At 70.9% G+C, this 16,359-nt stretch carries 12 protein-coding genes; 7 read left to right on the top strand and 5 right to left on the bottom strand.

From position 1 onward, the window contains the following. The coding region (locus tag IMZ11_RS15180) for a cytochrome ubiquinol oxidase subunit I (RefSeq protein ID WP_228641851.1) at positions 1-1,491 on the bottom strand (1,491 nt) is incomplete at its 3' end. 443 nt (positions 1,492-1,934) lie between these two features. Continuing rightward, entirely contained in the window at positions 1,935-2,789 is an 855-nt protein-coding gene (locus IMZ11_RS15185; RefSeq protein WP_228641853.1) for a polysaccharide deacetylase family protein, read from the bottom strand. A 204-nt stretch (positions 2,790-2,993) separates the two neighbouring features. On the opposite strand from IMZ11_RS15185, the gene IMZ11_RS15190 reads away from it, so the two are divergent. The 3 genes from IMZ11_RS15190 to IMZ11_RS15200 all read left to right on the top strand — a co-directional run bounded on the left by IMZ11_RS15190 (position 2,994) and on the right by IMZ11_RS15200 (position 5,491). Then, positions 2,994-3,710, top strand: a complete 717-nt coding sequence (locus IMZ11_RS15190; protein ID WP_228641855.1) for a carbon monoxide dehydrogenase subunit G — start codon at positions 2,994-2,996, stop codon at positions 3,708-3,710. Between the two features lie 110 nt (positions 3,711-3,820). Next, positions 3,821-4,501, top strand: a complete 681-nt coding sequence (locus IMZ11_RS15195; protein ID WP_374462275.1) for a DsbA family oxidoreductase — start codon at positions 3,821-3,823, stop codon at positions 4,499-4,501. A 186-nt stretch (positions 4,502-4,687) separates the two neighbouring features. Further along, positions 4,688-5,491, top strand: a complete 804-nt coding sequence (locus IMZ11_RS15200; protein WP_228641859.1) for an SAM-dependent methyltransferase — start codon at positions 4,688-4,690, stop codon at positions 5,489-5,491. A 199-nt stretch (positions 5,492-5,690) separates the two neighbouring features. Here IMZ11_RS15200 and IMZ11_RS15205 read toward each other — a convergent pair whose 3' ends face one another. Both IMZ11_RS15205 and IMZ11_RS15210 read right to left on the bottom strand, forming a co-directional pair. Then, entirely contained in the window at positions 5,691-6,398 is a 708-nt protein-coding gene (locus IMZ11_RS15205) for a thymidine kinase (protein ID WP_228641862.1), read from the bottom strand. A gap of 79 nt (positions 6,399-6,477) precedes the next feature. Then, on the bottom strand, positions 6,478-7,410 hold the full coding sequence (locus tag IMZ11_RS15210; RefSeq protein WP_228641864.1) for a hypothetical protein: 933 nt from the start codon (positions 7,408-7,410) through the stop codon (positions 6,478-6,480). A 256-nt stretch (positions 7,411-7,666) separates the two neighbouring features. Between IMZ11_RS15210 and IMZ11_RS15215 the strand changes: the two genes are divergently transcribed. The 3 genes from IMZ11_RS15215 to IMZ11_RS15225 all read left to right on the top strand — a co-directional run bounded on the left by IMZ11_RS15215 (position 7,667) and on the right by IMZ11_RS15225 (position 12,280). Next, a complete protein-coding gene (locus tag IMZ11_RS15215; RefSeq protein ID WP_061255405.1) occupies positions 7,667-8,074 on the top strand; it encodes a hypothetical protein in 408 nt (135 codons plus the stop codon). A 265-nt stretch (positions 8,075-8,339) separates the two neighbouring features. Next, a complete protein-coding gene (locus IMZ11_RS15220; RefSeq protein WP_228641866.1) occupies positions 8,340-10,433 on the top strand; it encodes a hydantoinase/oxoprolinase family protein in 2,094 nt (697 codons plus the stop codon). 14 nt (positions 10,434-10,447) lie between these two features. Next, the gene (locus IMZ11_RS15225; protein ID WP_228641868.1) at positions 10,448-12,280 is read left to right on the top strand and encodes a hydantoinase B/oxoprolinase family protein; all 1,833 of its coding nucleotides are present in this window, start codon (positions 10,448-10,450) and stop codon (positions 12,278-12,280) included. A gap of 189 nt (positions 12,281-12,469) precedes the next feature. On the opposite strand, the gene IMZ11_RS15230 is transcribed toward IMZ11_RS15225, so the two are convergent. Next, positions 12,470-12,985, bottom strand: coding sequence for a hypothetical protein (locus tag IMZ11_RS15230; RefSeq protein ID WP_228641870.1), 516 nt, complete (start codon positions 12,983-12,985; stop codon positions 12,470-12,472). Between the two features lie 235 nt (positions 12,986-13,220). On the opposite strand from IMZ11_RS15230, the gene IMZ11_RS15235 reads away from it, so the two are divergent. Continuing rightward, positions 13,221-16,286: a BTAD domain-containing putative transcriptional regulator gene (locus tag IMZ11_RS15235; RefSeq protein ID WP_228641873.1), complete on the top strand. Its 3,066-nt coding sequence runs from the start codon at positions 13,221-13,223 to the stop codon at positions 16,284-16,286. Positions 16,287-16,359 lie beyond the last annotated feature (73 nt).

Raw genomic sequence — 16,359 nt, forward strand, 5'->3', positions numbered from 1 at the left:
GGGCGGGGAGGGCGGCTGCTCGGGACCGGCCTTCACGTGGCGCACCATCAGGGCCGCCTCGGCCAGCGCGAGCACGCCGTACAGGACGGTGAAGACGCTCAGGGAGATCGCGACCTCGATGAGACTCACCCCGGGCGAGACGCTCGCGGCCGTGAGCAGCTCACCCTGGACCGTCCACGGCTGGCGCCCGATCTCGCTGAGCAGCCAGCCCGCGATGATCGCCGCCGTCGGCAGCGGGAGCGCCAGGACGCAGGCCCGCGCGAACCAGGACGGCACCGGCGGCGCCGCGCCGTTCCCCATGCCGTTCCCCATGCCGTCCCCCATGCCGCCGCCCGCGCCGGGTCCGCCGAGGCTCCTGGTACGCCTTCCGCCGGCACGGCCGCGTCGCTTCCTGGTGAGCCAGAGGCCGAGCACCGAGAGGCCGACCGTCGCCATGCCGAAGCCGATCATCACGCGGAACGACCAGAAGACCACGGGCAGGTTGGGCGTGTAGTCGGCCGGGCCGAACTGCTGCTCGTACCTCCGCTGGATGTCGTCCACGCCCTGGACCGTGGCGCCGGGGTCGTGGGCGGCGAGCAGGCTGAGCATGCCCGGCACCGCGACGCCGGGGACGAGGGAGAAGGGCGCGCCGTCGGTGTCCCGGGTGAGCCCCTCGGCCGCGGCCAGCTTCATCGGCTGCTGCTCGCGCAGCAACTGGCCGGACAGGTCGCCGGTCCCGGCGACCACGACCCCGGCGAGGGCCGTCATGACCAGCGCGCCGCGCAGGCTCGTCCGCCACATGTCGGTACGGCGGCGCAGTGGCACCGTGATGTCGCCGTCGATGGCGGACCCGGCTCCCGTGACGGGCCTGCCGGTGAGCCCGACTCCCCGCTCGCGCAGGATCCGGTAGCCGCTGACCGCCAGCACGAAGCCGCCGGCCACGACGAACGCCGCCGCCACGACGTGCGGGATCTGGGCGAGCGCGGTCGAGTTGGTGAGGACGGCCCACAGGTCGTTCATCCTGGCCCGGCCGTTCACCACCTCGTAGCCGACCGGATGCTTCATCCAGGCGTTGGCAGCAAGGATGAAATATGCCGACAAATTGGACCCGATCACGGCGGCCCAGATGGCCGCCAGGTGGATCCGCTTGGGAAGCCGGTCCCAGCCGAAGATCCACAGGCCGAGGAAGGTCGACTCAAGGAAGAAGGCGAGCAGCGCCTCCAGCGCGAGGGGTGCTCCGAAGACGTCGCCGACGAAGGTCGAGTACTCGCTCCAGTTCATGCCGAACTGGAACTCCTGCACGATGCCGGTGACCACGCCCATCGCGAAGTTGATCAGGAACAACTTGCCGAAGAACTTCGTCAGGCTGAGGTAGTGGGCCTTGCCCGTGCGGTACCAGGCGGTCTGCAGTCCGGCGACGAAGACGCCGAGACCGATCGTCAGCGGTACGAACAGAAAGTGATAGACGGTGGTCACCCCGAACTGCCACCGTGCCAGGTCTAGCGCGTCCATGTCCCCCTCGCGGGTGCCGGAGCTCTACAAGTCGTAGTTCTACTAACAGTAGTACTACAGCCTGTAGAGCAATTGGTGGGACGACTGTGCCGCGAGATCTTTGTCACACGGATCGATGCCCCCATGATCCGCGTTCGCGGCACTTGTCCCGTTCGATACAGAGAATGCGTGCCGTGCGGTCCTGGATTGAAGGGACCAGTGGCCCGACTCTCCGGGAACGCCTCCTGGGAGGCGTGGTCTCAATAATGGACATGTCACGCGAAACCGGCGTCCGCCGCTGGGGTGATTCCGCGGTACGTCGCGCGAGGGACTGTGACGTGTGATCTTCTGCAGGCTCGTACGGAGCGGGGCGGCCTTCCGCCGGCCCCTTCCACGTCCCCCTTCGCCGGTCCTTCCGCGATCTTTTCCACGATCCCGTTCGAGGGACCGGCTCCTCCCCGATGTCAGGAGACCGGTACGCCTCCGGCCCGCATGTACGCCCGCAGATCGCCGATCTCGAACCCCCGGCGCCTGATCTTGTTGACGAGTACGCGGAAGTCCCTGGCCATGTTCGGCCGGAAATGCAGCAGCAGGATGTCCCCGGGGCGCAGCTTCTTGTCGGGCACCTGGTAGGCGATCTTGCCGCCGGGCTGCACGGTCGCGGTCCACATCATGATCGCCTTGATGCCGCATTCCCCGGCCGCCCGCGCGGTGGCCGCGTTGTGGTTGCCGAACGGCGGACGGAACAGCGTGGGGCGCCGCCCGATCTCCTTGCGGATGAGCGTGGACATCCCACAGATCTCGGCCTTCTGCCTCTCGTAGCCGAGCGTCCACAGGTTGGGGTGGCTGAACGTGTGGTTCTCGATCGGCGCCCCGGCGTCCCGCAGGTCCCGGAAGTAGTCCCACTTGCCCGCGCCCACATACCGGCCTCCCCCGGAGGCGGCGTCGGGGGACCCGGTGGCCTCGACCGCGTCCCGCATGGCGAACACCGTGATCGGGATCCGCTGATCGCGCACTTGCTTGAGGAAACCGGGATCCTGCTCCCAGCCGTCGTCGATGGTCAGGAAGACCACCTTCCGTTTGGTGGGAATGCTGCTGATCACCGGGATCCCTTCCGCCGGCCTGGGGATCCGCGCGACCTCACCCGGCCGGGGGAGCGCCGCACGGGGCGTCGGCGACGCGGAGGGGGACGTGGCGGTCAAGGGGGAACGCGCCTTCGCCGGGGCCGTCGACTCCGCCTGCGTGGTGCCGCCCTCCGCGCATCCCGCGGCCAGTGTCAGTCCGATGATCACGCCTGTCAGACGCCGGTTGCCCTTCATGACCGACAATCTTCGCGCAATTGGATCTATAGGGCGTATGGCCGATGCCGCCCACAGACGCGTGATCATCGCATCATTCGCGCGTCCGGCGTGAAGAGACCTGACGAGGGCCGATCATGGGAGTGGGCAGATGTTGCCCTTATCCGCACTGCCGGGGAGTCCTTAGTCTCCGGAGCCACAAGGGGTGCCAGAAGGAGTGATGGTGTGAAAATCACGGGAAGCGCCGTACTCGGTGTGGAACGGGGCCGTGTCTGGACCGCCCTGCAGGATCCGGGCGTCCTGGTACGGACGATCCCCGGATGCGAGCGGCTCGAGGCCGTCGGCGAGGACGTCTACAAGATGACCGTGACCGCCGGAGTGGCCTCCATCAAGGGGCTCTACCAGGGTGAGGTCGCGCTGTCCGACCCCGAGGAGCCGGAGCGGTTCGTGCTGCGCGCCCGGGGCCAGGGCGCGCCCGGCACCGTCGACGCCACCGTGCGGATCCGGTTGAGCGAGGTCGAGGAGGGCACCCGCGTCGACTACGACGCCGACGCCGTCGTCGGCGGCATGATCGGCGGAGTCGGCCAGCGGATGCTCGGCTCGGTCGCCAAGAAGACCGCCGGCGAGTTCTTCTCGGCCGTCGAGGAGCACCTCCTGTCCGGTGTGGCCGCCGTCCTCGAACCGGTGGCCGCCGCGGGCGCGCCGGTCGCGGCGGTGGCGGCCGGTGACCAGGCCGAGGTGGCGGCGGCGGTCGGCGCCGGGGCTGCCGTGCCGTACCAGGCGGAGGCCGGGCAGGTGTTCACCCGCGAGACGCCGGCCGCCCCGCGGCAGCCGCGTCCGGGCGTGCCGCCGTGGTCGATGCTCGCCGCGTTCAGCATGGGCGCCGGCGTCGCGCTCGGAAGCGCCGTCATCGGGTGGGTCCTCGGACGCCAGAGGCGATGACCTCGGACGCCGGAGGCGATGATCCCGGGGCCTGATGGATGGTTCCGGAGGGCCGATTCCGGGTGCGGTCGGCGGGAATGGCACGGTTTCGCGGCCGGTTAGAGCAGATCGTGAAGATTGAGATTTTCTCTGACGTCGTCTGCCCGTGGTGCTACATCGGGCACGCCCGGCTGGAGAAGGCGGTGCGGCTCTTCGACGGGGACGTCGAGATCGCCCACCGGCCGTTCCAGCTCGCCCCCGACGCGGTCTCGAACGGGGAGCCGCTGCTGCCCGCGCTGGCGCGCAAGTTCGGCGGGGCCGCCCAGGTGGCGCAGATGACGGCGCGGGTGACGCGGGCGGCGGCCGAGGACGGCCTGGAGATCGACTTCGAGCGGGCGATCCAGGCCAACACCCTCGAGGCCCACCGGCTGATCTGGCTGGCGCAGCGCGCCGGGCACGGCGCGGAGGCGGCCGAGCGGCTCTTCCGCGCGCACTTCGAGGAGGGCCTCGACGTCGGCGACGCCGCCACACTGGCGAAGCTGGCCGCCGAACTCGGCGTCACGGACACCGGCGAGGGTGCCGAGGAGGTCCGCGCCGAACTGGCCCGCGCTCGCGACCTCGGCATCAGCGGCGTCCCGCTGTTCCTGTTCGAGGGGCAGTTCGCCGTCTCGGGCGCCCAGCCCGTGGAGACGCTGCTCGCCGCCCTTCGCGAGGTCCGGACCCGTACGGCGGTCGCGGTCGCCCAGCAGGATTCCCAAGGAAGCGCCCAGGGGGACGGCGACGCCTGCGACGACGGTTTCTGCGCGGTCTGACGGCCGGGCGGAACCGCGGGCGGACCGCGTCACATCAAGATCTCGTCACACCCTTGCCGGGCTACTTCCGCATACGGCCGAAATGCGATCGGCTGATCCCCTATAGGCGGATATATACACCGTCGGCAGGCGGGATCGACTGAGGGATCTCCATCGCGTCGACGAGAGGCACAGGGGGCAGAGAAAGTGAGCCAGGACGAGAGCGCGCCGCGCGGCATCGACCTCACCGTTCCGAGCGTCGCGAGGATCTACGACTGGTGGCTCGGCGGCAAGGACAACTTCGCCGTCGACCGCGCCGCGGCCGAGAAGCTGCTGGCGCTGGTCGGTGAGGACGGGCGCCTGGTGATCCGCCAGAACCGCGATTTCCTCGGCCGGGCGGTGCGTTTCCTCAGCGAGTCCGGCATCCGGCAGTTCCTCGACATCGGCGCGGGGATCCCCACCCGGGGCAACGTGCACGAGGTCGCCCAGGAGGTCGACCCCGAGGCGCGCGTGGTCTACGTCGACAACGACCCCATCGTCGCCACCCACGGCCGGGCACTGCTCAGGAACGGCGGCCGTACCGGTGTCGTCGAGGCCGACATGCGCGATCCGGAGAAGATCACGGACAGCCCCATCACCCGCGACCTCATCGATTTCAGCCAGCCGGTGGCGGTGCTGTTCGTGAGCGTGCTGCACTTCGTCGACGACGACGAGGCCGCGCGGGCGGTCGCGTACTTCCGCGAGCTCATGGCGCCGGGCAGCTACATGGTGATCGCCCACGGCACTCAGGGGCGGCTGACCGAGCAGACCATCGGCGAGACCCGGCGCGTGTACGAGAAGTCGACCGCGGCGCTCAACGACCGTACGCCGGAGGAGATCGCGGGGCTCTTCACCGGGTTCGAGCTGCTCTCGCCAGGGCTGGTGGACGTCGCCGACTGGCGCAACGACAACAAGTTCATCGAGCACAGCAGGGGCGGCTACGTGCTGGGCGGGGTCGGCCGTCTCCTCTGACGCGCGCCCGCTCCTCTGACGTACGCCCGCTCCTCTGACGTACGCCCGCTCCTCTGACGTACGCCCGCTCCTCTGACGTGCGCCCGCTCCTCTGACGTACGCCGGCCGAGTGAGGCCGGCGGGAGGACGGCACGCCCGGCGCGCGAGGCCCCGCCGGGCGGCGAGGACGGTCCCGGTGCCGTCCTCGCGCGGAGCCCGGTCAGACGTGGGCCTCCCGGCCCGCCGCGGCTTCGGCGGGTGACGGCTCGCCGAGGTCGCCCGTACGGTGGTGGCGGCGGCACAGGACCCGGTAGTGCACCATGGTCTCGGCCGCGCCGTCCGGTTCGGCGGCGGGCGTGCCGGCCCCGGTGTCGGCGATGACGACCTGCTCGCCCGTCCTGGCCATGACCCCGCCGACGACGCGGGCGTTCAACATGCCCGGCCGGCCGCACCAGCACAGGACCTCCACCTGCAACCGGGAGACCTCGTCGGCGAGCTCGAAGAGCCGCTGCGCCGCCGGGAACATCTGGGACCTGAAATCGGACGCGAGGCCGAAGGCGTAGACGTCGATGCCGTGGTCGTCCACGAGATCGGCGAGCTGCTCGATCTGCCGGACACTGTAGAAGCACGCCTCGTCGCAGATCAGATAGTCGATGCGGTCGTGCGCGGCGACCAGTTCGACCAGGTCGAGGCCGTCCACGACCTCCACGGCCTCGTTCCCGAGGCCGATCCTGCTGGTGATCCGGGGTTCGCCCGAACGGTCGTGCTTGGTCAGCACGAGCCCGCGCCTGCCCTGTCGCCGGTGGTTGTAGTTCAGCTGCAGGGCCAGGGTGGACTTGCCGCAGTCCATGGGGCCGTAGAAGAACTTGAGCACGGCGTCCCGGAGGCCCTGATTAGGTGAAGAAGACAAGGCAGACAGATCAGTCACGGGGCGCCAGCTTAGTGGCAAGGTTCCCAGACGGTGCTCCCGTCCGGAACGCCCGTTCGGAAGTCCGGTGATTCCGGGATCAGCGGGCCCGGGGAGCGGCCGAGGCGGCCGAGGCGGCCGAGGCGGCCGAAGTGGCAGAGGTGGCAGAAAAGTGGCAGGCGATCATGTTCGCCTCCGGACGCGGGGAAGGCTCTTCGGAGAATCCGTACCGCCTGAGCCGGTCGATCATCTCGTCCATGGTCCGGGGTTCGAGCCAGGCGGCCCTGCTCCCGCCCGTCAGCGGCTCGCGCCCTCCGACGAGGGTGCGCTCGGCACCCTGGCAGAGGAGGCCGGGGTCCTCGATGACGAGGCCCTGCGGGTGAACGGTCATGATCTTCGCCCCGTCGGGCAGGGGGTCTCCCTGCGAGCGGATCCCCATGTTGTACGGCGGCCTTTCCCGCGGAAACACGAGCACCCGGGTGCCGGTCGGGATCGTCTCCTCGAAGTCCGCGACCGACTCCTTGTACGCCCGCTCGAACTCGATGAACATCACACCGCCGCGGAGGGATGGAGTCGTCCTGACGCCTTTCAGCGGATGGGTGACGCGCACCCTCATCAGCACGTAGGGGACGGGCGGGTCGCCCGGAAGGACGCCGAGAGTGGGCCCCCGCTGCCACCCGTCGACCTCGCCCACCGCGACGATCGGTTTCATGGCCGCCAGAGCCTCGGGCGACGGGACCGGGTCGTAGTCGAGCGCGCTCGACTGGATGCGGGAGAGGTCGAGTGTGCCGCCGGTCGGCTCGGCGGACGGGATCGGACGACCCGGGCTCGCGGTGGCGACGCCGGGGGAGACCGGTGCGCTCGCCGTTCCATCTGCCGTTCCGTCCGCTGTCCTGCCCGCCGTCCTGCCCGGACCGCTCCCGCCCGCCTCCGCCCCCGCCGACGGATCCGCTGTCTCCGCGCACCCCGTGAGGGCGATCGCCATCGCGAGCAGTGCGGCGACCCGGTGGCGGGTCGCCCGATCACGCCTCATCCGCCCGTCCTCTCCATGGTCTCGATCTCGTGGGCGAGCGTGTACGCCCGGGGGAGGAGCGCCGGGCTCGTCACATGGCGTATGGGAGGCCGCCGTACCGTCCTCGGGATGCCCGGCCGTACATTGTGATCTTAGAGACGATGATCATAAGAGGGCGGCTCGATCGCGATATCCCCGCGTCCTGAAGGGCAGAGCTGTTGGCGTGATTGGGAGCAACATGGGACATTCTTCTTCACTCGAACCCCAGGAGGTGCTGATGGCCACGCCCGAGGAGCAGCCGGACACGTCGAGCGCGCTGGAGGCGATGATGATCGCCGACGACACGGCGGCGGCCGAGGCGGAGGCCGCCCGCTGGCGCTACGGGTTCTATGTGGTCCTCACCGGTCTCGTGGTCACCCTGGTCGGCTTCAGCGTCGCCGTGATCACCACGGGCGAGGCGAGCACGCTCTTCGCCGGTCTCGCCGGAGTCGTGGGAACGCTCACCGGCGCGTACTTCGGCGTGCAGAGCGGCCAGTCGGGAAAGGCCAAGGTCGAGGCGGAGCTGCGCCGGGTCAACGACCGCGCCATGCGCATGGCGGCGTACGTCGGCGCCCAGAACATCGAGGAGATCATGGGACGCGCACCCGGTGGGAAGGCCGTGGCCCGCTGGCCACGCCGCCCCTGAGCCGTTCTGGGCGGCGCCGGGTGGCGCCGGGCGGTGCTTGGACGGTGGCCTGAACCGGTCCGTGTGCCGCCCCCGGTCCCTGTGCCGCCCCCGGGCGACGGGTTCCCGCCGGCGGCGTCGGCCCTGACCGGCGGGGATCCACGCCCGGCTCCCGCGGATACGTACGGTGCGGCAGCCTGTGACGAGGATTCGCCGATTCTTCGGCAGATTCTTCGGCAGAGTGCGCCGGTTCCCGCCGTCGGTGCGGGTCTGTAGACACTGGAACATGCCTAGCGTCCGCATCGGGGTCGACACCGGAGGCACGTTCACCGACGTGGTTCTGGTGGACGAGCACACCGGCAAGATCGTTACGACCAAGACTCCCTCGACTCCTGCCAATCCGGCCGACGGGTTCATGGCAGGCGTTCACAAAGTGCTGGAGCTCCACGCCGGAGACCCCGAGGGCCCGGACATGGGACTGGACCCGGGACTGGACACGGGATTGGACACGGGATTGGACACTGTGTCCGGGATCGTGCACGGCACGACGGTGGCGACCAACCAGCTTCTGGAGGACCGTGCGGATGGCACGGCCCATCTCGGGTTCGTCACCACGGAGGGCTTCGAGTTCCTCCTGGAGATCGCCCGGCAGAGTGTGCCCGACGGGTACGGCAACTCCTACTTCTGGGTGAAGCCGCCCAGGATCGTCCCGGTGCACCGCGTCAGGACGGTGGGCGGGCGGCTCGACCACCTGGGCCGGGAGGTCCGCCCGTTCGACGAGGACGAGGCGGTGGCGGCGGCCCGCTGGTTCAAGGAGCACGGCGTCACCGCGATCGGCGTCTGCTTCCTCCACTCGTACATGGACCCCGCGCACGAGCTCCGGATGAGAGAGGTGCTCGAACGCGAGCATCCGGAGGCCGTCGTCTCGCTGTCGAGCGAGGTGCTCCGGGAGTACCGGGAGTACGAGCGGTCCGTGACCACGCTGGTCGACGCCGCGGTCAAGCCGGTCATGCGCAGGTACATCCAGAACCTGTCCGACCGGCTCGGCCGCGGGTTCTCCATCATGAAGAGCAACGGGGGCGTGCTGTCGGCCGCCGAGGTCGTGCACCAGCCGATCACGACCGTCCTTTCCGGCCCCGCGGCGGGCGCGCTCGGCGCCGCCCTGATCGCCGGTACGGCCGGCCGGCCGAGCGTGATCACCCTGGACGGCGGCGGTACCTCCACCGACGTCGCCGTGGTGGTCGAGGGCGAGCCGTCCCTGACGACCGAGGGCAGCATCGGCCGGTACCCCTGCAAGATCCCGATGATCGACATCGTCACCGTGGGCGCGGGCGGCGGGTCGATCGCGTGGATCTCGCCCGAGGGGACGCTGAAGGTCGGGCCGAAGTCCGCGGGAGCCGACCCGGGGCCGCTCTGCTACGGCAGGGGCGGCACCGAGGTGACCGTCACCGACGCGCACGTCTTCCTCGGCAGGGTTCCCCCGCACCTGCTCGGCGGCGAGATCCCTCTCGACGTGGCCGCGGCCAGGGCGGGCATCGAGGTCCTGGCGGGCAAGCTCGGGCTGACGCCGGAGCGCTGCGCCACCGGCATCCTGGAGATCAGCGCCTTCAACCAGTCCAACGCCATCAGGCAGATCACGGTCAAGCGCGGGCTCGACGTGCGGGACTTCCCGATGGTGGCGTTCGGCGGGTCCGGCCCGCTGCTGGCCTGCCGCCTGATCGACATCCTCGGGCTGCCCGCCGCGGTGATCCCGCCCAACCCGGGCAACGTCTCCGCTTTCGGGCTGCTCACGGTGGACGTCAAGAACGACTACGTCCGTACGCACGTGTCCCGGACGCCCGCGCCGGACGCGCTCGCCGCGATCTACACGGAACTGGAGGCCCAGGCGGCGGACGCGCTCGACCGCGAGGGCTTCGCCGACCACGTGTACGCGCGCAGCGCCGACCTCCGTTACTACGGCCAGGCGTACGAGGTCCGGGTGCCCGCCCCCGGGGGCGCGATCGACGACGCGTGGTGCGCGGACGTGGTCGAGTGCTTCCACACCGAGCACGAGAAGCTCTACGGGTACGGCTACCGCGACGATCCCCGGCACGCGGTGGAATGGGTCAACCTGCGCGTCTCCGGCATCGGCCCGATCACGCGCCCCGCCATCGCCCGCGTACCGGAGCAGGTCGCCGAGGCGAGCCCGGTGGCGACCCGCGAGGTGTTCTACGAGCAGTGGGGGCGCACCGTGATCTACCGCCGCGCGGATCTCGGCGCCGGCGCCGTCGTCAGGGGCCCGGCCGTCATCGAGGAGTACGGCTCCACCCTGCCCGTCCACCCCGGCTTCACCGCCACGGTGGACGACCACGGAAACCTGGTCCTGGTGAGCGACCGATGACGAGGAGCGAGCAGATGACTCTGGCGGACCCGGTACTCGTGGAGATCGTGGAGGGCACCCTCGCCTCGGTCGAGAAGGAGGTCGAGACCGCGATCGCGCGGACGGCCCGCTCGCCGATGATCCGTGACGCGCACGACTTCCGCGCGGGGATCCACGACGTACGGCTCCGCAAGCTGACCGGCCGGTCGTACTCGGCGCTGGTCCAGCCGATCGTCCGGGACTTCCCCCTGGACACGATGAAGCCCGGCGACGTCTTCTTCCACAACGACGTCTACCTGTCCGAGGGCGGGATCGGTCATCTCCCGGACCTGTGCGTGACTGTCCCGGTGTTCCACGAGGGGGAGGTGGTGGCCTTCGTGCAGGCGTTCGGCCACCACGACGACATCGGCGGCGCCGTGCCCGGCTCGATGCCCTCGCACGCGCGCAGCGCCTTCGAGGAGGGCCTGATGGTCCCTCCGATCAAGCTGTGGGACCAGGGCGTGCCGAACCGCGCCGCGTTGACGATCATGACGCGTAACTCGCGGATGCCCGACTCCCTCGCGGGGGACCTCGACGCCGAGTGCTCGGCCTGCCTGATGGGTTCCCGCCGGTTGGGCGAGCTCTTCGACCGGTACGGCAGGGATGCCGTCGAGGCGTGCTTCGACGCGATCATCACGAAGACGACGGAGACGTTCCGCAGGGAACTGCTGGCGAAGATCCCCGAGGGGGTCCACGTCTGGGAGGACTACGCCGAGCACGACGGCGTCGACGAGCCCCGGCTGCACACGCAGCGGATCACGCTGACCGTGGACCACGCCGCCGAGGTCCCGCTGACGATCGACTTCACCGGGACGTCGCCGCAGGCCAAGGGGCCGATCAACCACGCGGGCGACTACGCGGACGGCGTCTTCCTCAAGAAGTGGCTCGCGCCGATCCTGCGCAACCTCGCCGACACCCCGGAACGCATGGCCGAGCTCGACGTCAACGAGGGCGTCGTCCCCCTGATCAGGATGGTGTTCCCGGAGAAGGGCACGCTGCTGACGCCGATCTTCCCGGCGCCGACGAACGCGCGGACGTTCGTGATCCTGCGGCTGCTCGGGGTGCTCGCGGGAGTGCTGGCCAAGGCCACCGGCGGCCGCATGCCCGCCGACCAGGAGACGATCAGGTACACCGGCGTCTACGGCGACTCCGATGACGGGCCGTACCTGATGCGGGAGGTCCTCGGCGGCGGCTCCGGCGGGCGGTGGTACGCCGACGGCGAGGACACGATCCACGTCGTCCCCGACTCGCGCAACATCCCGGTGGAGTTCGCCGAGGCCCGCTGGCCGTTCCGGGTGGAGCGGCTCGGGCTGGCCGTCGACAGCGGAGGTCCGGGGGAGTACCGCGGCGGCCTGGGCTACGACAAGCACATCCGCATGCTGCGTGACGCGTCGTTCATGTCGATCGCCGACCGGTCGATCCTGGCCTGCTGGGGCGTCAACGGAGGCCGGGCGGGCAGGCCGTTCGTCGTCACGGTCGACGGTGAGGAGATGGAGGGCCTGGTCGACGACTTCCCGGTCCGCGCGGGGGAGATCGTCCGGGTGCGCACCACCGGTGGCGGCGGGTGGGGCTCGCCGTACGACCGCGACCCCGAGGCGGTCGCCGCCGACGTCCGCGACGGCAAGGTCTCGGCCGAGGCCGCCAGGGAGGAGTACGGCGTCGTCCTGCACGGCCCGCGTGACGATGTGCGGATCGACGAGGAGCGGACCGCCGAGTTGCGGAACTCCCTCCGGGCCACCGTGCCGGAGGGAGCGCCGTTCTTCGACCGGGGCCGCGGCTACCCCACCCTCTCCGGCGGCCTCCCGTACGCCGAGGTGGACACGATCTGAACCGGTGAAAGGCGTGTCGGCCCGCCGCTCGGGTTCCCCATCCGGGCGGCGGCGCCGACGTGGTCGTGCGGCGGTGTGGTCGTGCGGCGGTGTGACCGGCGTGCCGGTGTGACCCGCGCGGCGCGAAGCGGACCGGAGCGCCGGCGGGCCCGTTCAGGCGGCGAGGTCTACGGGTTGCGAGTCAGGCGCTCATCCCGCGCGCCAGGGATTCGCGAGGCGCATGGCCGTCCCGTCGCCCTTGGGATTCGTTTGCAGCACCATGAACGCCTCGTCGTCGATGTCGATCGAGAGGGTCCTGGACTGCCACACGCCGTTGCATTCCTTGGTCGAGACCTCCCCGACGCCCCCGTGCCGCCACACCTTCAACCGGGCGCAGTGGCCGTCGCCGGGGCCGGAGTCGCGGAGCTGCCCGGAGACGGTGACCCAGACGCGCTTGTCGGCGGTGTCCTTGCGCCAGGTGACCGTGACGTTCCTGAGCTGGGCCCTGGCCGTGCCGGCCGACGGGAATCGCAGGTAGGAGTATCGGTACGTCTTGACGTAGACGCCGCGCTGGGCCGACGCCGAGGTGGTGGACACGGAGGTGGTGGACGCGGAGGTGGTGGACACGGAGGTGGTGGACACGGAGGCGGCCGAGGCCGCCGACGGTGCGGCGAGCGCCGCGAGTGTGAGCCCGGCCGCGAGCGCGGTACGGAGAGGTCGTTTCACTGTGCCCCCAGTGTCGATGAAATGTGCGCGGGGTGACGATCCGGCATGCCGGTATAAGGGCGGTATATCCGCAGGCGTATGCGCCGCGATGTCCGTCGAGGAGTCCACCGTGATGTCGACCGAGGAGTCCGCGATACGGTCACGGCTCCGTATCGACGCGATTTAATGATCTTGACAAAACGATCAAAGGACTAAAGATGGATATTGGTTGAAATTTCACGGACGTGGGGCGTGAGTGGAGTTCCGCATTCTGGGGCCGCTGGCCGTGTCGGACGGGGGCACGAACGGAGTCCCCGACCGGGATGACCGGGATGACGGGGATCTCGACATCGGGGGCGCCGGCAAGCCGAGGCTCCTCCTCGCCCTTCTCCTGTCACGGGCGCGGAGCCCGGCCCCCATCGAATGGCTGACCTGGGCCATGTGGGGCGATCACCCCCCGCCTTCGGCCCGGCGCAACATCCAGCTGTACGTGTACCGGCTGCGGCGCGTCCTCGGCCCGGACCGCATCCTCGGCCATCGGGACGCGTACTCCGTCGACGCCTCCGACGAGGAGGTCGACGCGCTCCGGTTCCGGCGGCTGACAGGAGAGGGAGACGCCGCGCTCGCCGAGGGTGACCACCGCCGGGCGGCCGAGCGCTTCAGGGAGGCGCTCGCGCTGTGGCGTGGCGAGCCGTACGGGGACTTCCCGGAGTGCGTTCCCCTCGCCTTCGAGGCGCACCGGCTCGCCCAGTTGCGCATCGCGGTGCAGGAGCGTCTCGCGGAGGCCGAGCTGGCGCTGGGCCGTTGCACCACGCTGATCCCGGACCTGTCCGAGCTGGCGAGCCGCCACTCCCTGAACGAGCGCTTCAGCGCCCAGCTGATGCTCGCGCTCTACCGGGCGGGCCGCAGGGGCGAGGCGTTGGAGACCTTCCAGCGGATCCGGGGAGAACTCGTCACCGAGCTGGGGCTGGAACCCGGTGCCGAGCTCCGTGAACTGCACCGGCGCATGCTCGCCGACGACGTACGGCTCCAGCCGCACTCCGGGCCGCCGAGCCGGTTACCGCCGGACATCGGCGACTTCGTGGGACGTGACGACGAGCTCATCCTGATCGAGAAGTACCTGTCGGCCAGGGAACCCCGAGCGGGGTCGAGCGCGGTGCCGGTGGTCGTCGTCTCCGGGCAGGGCGGGGTCGGCAAGAGCGCCCTGGCCGTACGCGCGGCGCACCGGCTCAGGCAGTCCTATCCCGGCGGGGCGCTGTACATCCGGCTGCGGGGGACCGAGGAGCAGCCGCTGCCGCCGATGGAGGCGCTGGAGCGGCTGCTCCGCGTCCTGGACGCCGACGCGCCCGCCGACGGCGCGGGTCTCGACGAGATGGCCGGGTGTTTCCGGCAGGCGCTGCACGGGCGGCGCCTGCTCGTCGTCCTCGACGACGCCGCGAGCGTGGAACAGGTCCGGCCGCTGATCCCGGGTGATCCCGGCTGCGGCGTGATCGTCACAAGCCGGCGCCGGCTGGCCGGCCTTCCGAGCACCGGCCAGGTCGAGATGCGGGTCCTGTCCGAGGCCGAGGGTGTGCGCCTGCTGAGCCGGGTCGCCGGTCACGAGCGGGTGCGGGCCGAGCCGGACGAGGCCGCCGAGGTCGTACGGCTCTGCGCCGGCCTGCCCCTGGCCGTACGCATCGCGGCGGCCCGTCTCGCCACGCGCCCGTACTGGGCGATCTCGGACCTCGTGGGCAGGCTCGCGGACGAGCGGCGCCGCCTGGACGAGCTGGCCGTGGACGACCTGGACGTCCGCGCGAGCGTCGCGCTCGGCTACCGGGGACTGACGGCGGACCAGCGCCGGGCGCTCCGGCTGATCAGCCTGCTGGGGTCGTCCGGGTTCGCCACCTGGGCCGTCGCCGCGCTCCTCGGCCTGCCTTCCGATCGGGCGCTCGAACTCGTCGAGGAACTGGTCGACCACCGGCTCCTGGAGGTCGTCTGCGGACGCGGACCCGACCTGCGCTGCCGTACGCACGACCTCGTCCGGGTCTACGCGGCCGAGCGCGCGGCGGCGGTGGAACCCCCCGAGAGGATCGCCGCGGCGGTCGAACGGGTGGCCGTCGCCAGCCTGCGGATGACAGGCACGATGTCCGCGCGGCTGCCGCTGGCGCTGCCGAGGACGCACCGCCCGCCCGGGCAGGCCGGACACGGCGAGTCAGAAGCGGCCCTCGGCCCCGGCTGGTTCGCCGCCGAGGAGGAGTTCCTCGTCGGACTGGTCGAACGCGCCGCGCAGACCGGGCTCGACGAACTGGCCTACGCTCTCACCGAGGCGCTGGTGCACGCGCTGTTCGCCGTCGGCAACAGGTTCGACCTCTGGAACCGCGCGCTCGACGCCGCTCACGCGGCCGCGAAGGCCGCCCGCAGCCATCGGGCCGAGGCGGCCGTCGAGAGCGGGCTGGGACAGCTGCGGTACTGCGAGGACCGGTTCGCCGACGCCAAACGGCATTTCGACCGCGCTCTGCTCCTGTATCGGGAACTCGGCGACGCGTACGGCGAGGCGAACACGCTGAACGGCCTGGGAACCGTGCACAAGGAGCTCGGCGAGCACAGGGAGGCGATACCGCTGCTCACCAGGTCCCGGCGGCTGTGCCGGGAACTCGGCGACGGCGAGGGCGTGGCGCACGCGCTCTACGGTCTGGGCGTCGCTTTCCGCGAGTTGGGCGCGGACCGGCGGGCGCTCGGCCGGTTGGGCCTGGCGGCGCGCGCGTTCCGCCTGGTCGGCCATCAGCCCGGCGAGATCATCGCCGTCCGCGGCATCGGCCTGGTGTTCCGGGCCAGGGGAGATCTCGCCAGGGCGGAGGAGTGGTGCGCGGAGGCGCACCGGCGGGCGGCCGGGCTCACCGACCGGCACCTGAGGTGCTACACCGGCCAGGCCCTGGCCAAGGTCTGGCTCCGCACCGGGAGGACGGCGGAGGCCGAGCGGCTGCTCGCCCCCACGCTGGAGACGAGCGCCGAGCTGGGGGACCGGTTCGGTACGGCCCTCACCCTGCGGACCATCGGCGAGGCACACCTCGCCGCGGGCCGTCCCGGACCGGCGCTCGACCACCTCCACCTGGCCATGGCCACGTGGGAGGACATGGAACACGACCTGTGGGCCGCCCGCACCCGCCGGGACATGGGCGCTGCGCGGGCCCTGCTCGACGGTTGCGCCGCCGCGCACGACCTCTGGCGCTCCGCCCTGCGCACCTTCACACGTACGGGCGTACGCGAGGCGGGCGAGCTGACCGCCTGGCGCCGCCGATGGGGCTGTGAGTGCGACCTCCCGGACGCTCACGTAGAACGATGACCCGGCCGGCAGCCGACCGCTCGATCTCGATGTGCGTGATGTCCGGCGTAACCGGGTGTCGCCGTACTTGTGG

Origin of the sequence: Microtetraspora sp. AC03309, from assembly GCF_020826795.1 — a bacterium.
In the GTDB taxonomy this organism is placed as follows: Bacteria; Actinomycetota; Actinomycetes; order Streptosporangiales; family Streptosporangiaceae; genus Microtetraspora; species Microtetraspora glauca.

Bases quoted from the DNA above. Each gene is read 5' to 3' on its own strand.
- IMZ11_RS15185 (WP_228641853.1), bottom strand. From the start codon at position 2,789: ATGAAGGGCAACCGGCGTCTGACAGGCGTGATCATCGGACTGACACTG.
- IMZ11_RS15210 (WP_228641864.1), bottom strand. From the start codon at position 7,410: ATGAGGCGTGATCGGGCGACCCGCCACCGGGTCGCCGCACTGCTCGCG.
- IMZ11_RS15215 (WP_061255405.1), top strand. From the start codon at position 7,667: ATGGCCACGCCCGAGGAGCAGCCGGACACGTCGAGCGCGCTGGAGGCG.
- IMZ11_RS15220 (WP_228641866.1), top strand. From the start codon at position 8,340: ATGCCTAGCGTCCGCATCGGGGTCGACACCGGAGGCACGTTCACCGAC.
- IMZ11_RS15225 (WP_228641868.1), top strand. From the start codon at position 10,448: ATGACTCTGGCGGACCCGGTACTCGTGGAGATCGTGGAGGGCACCCTC.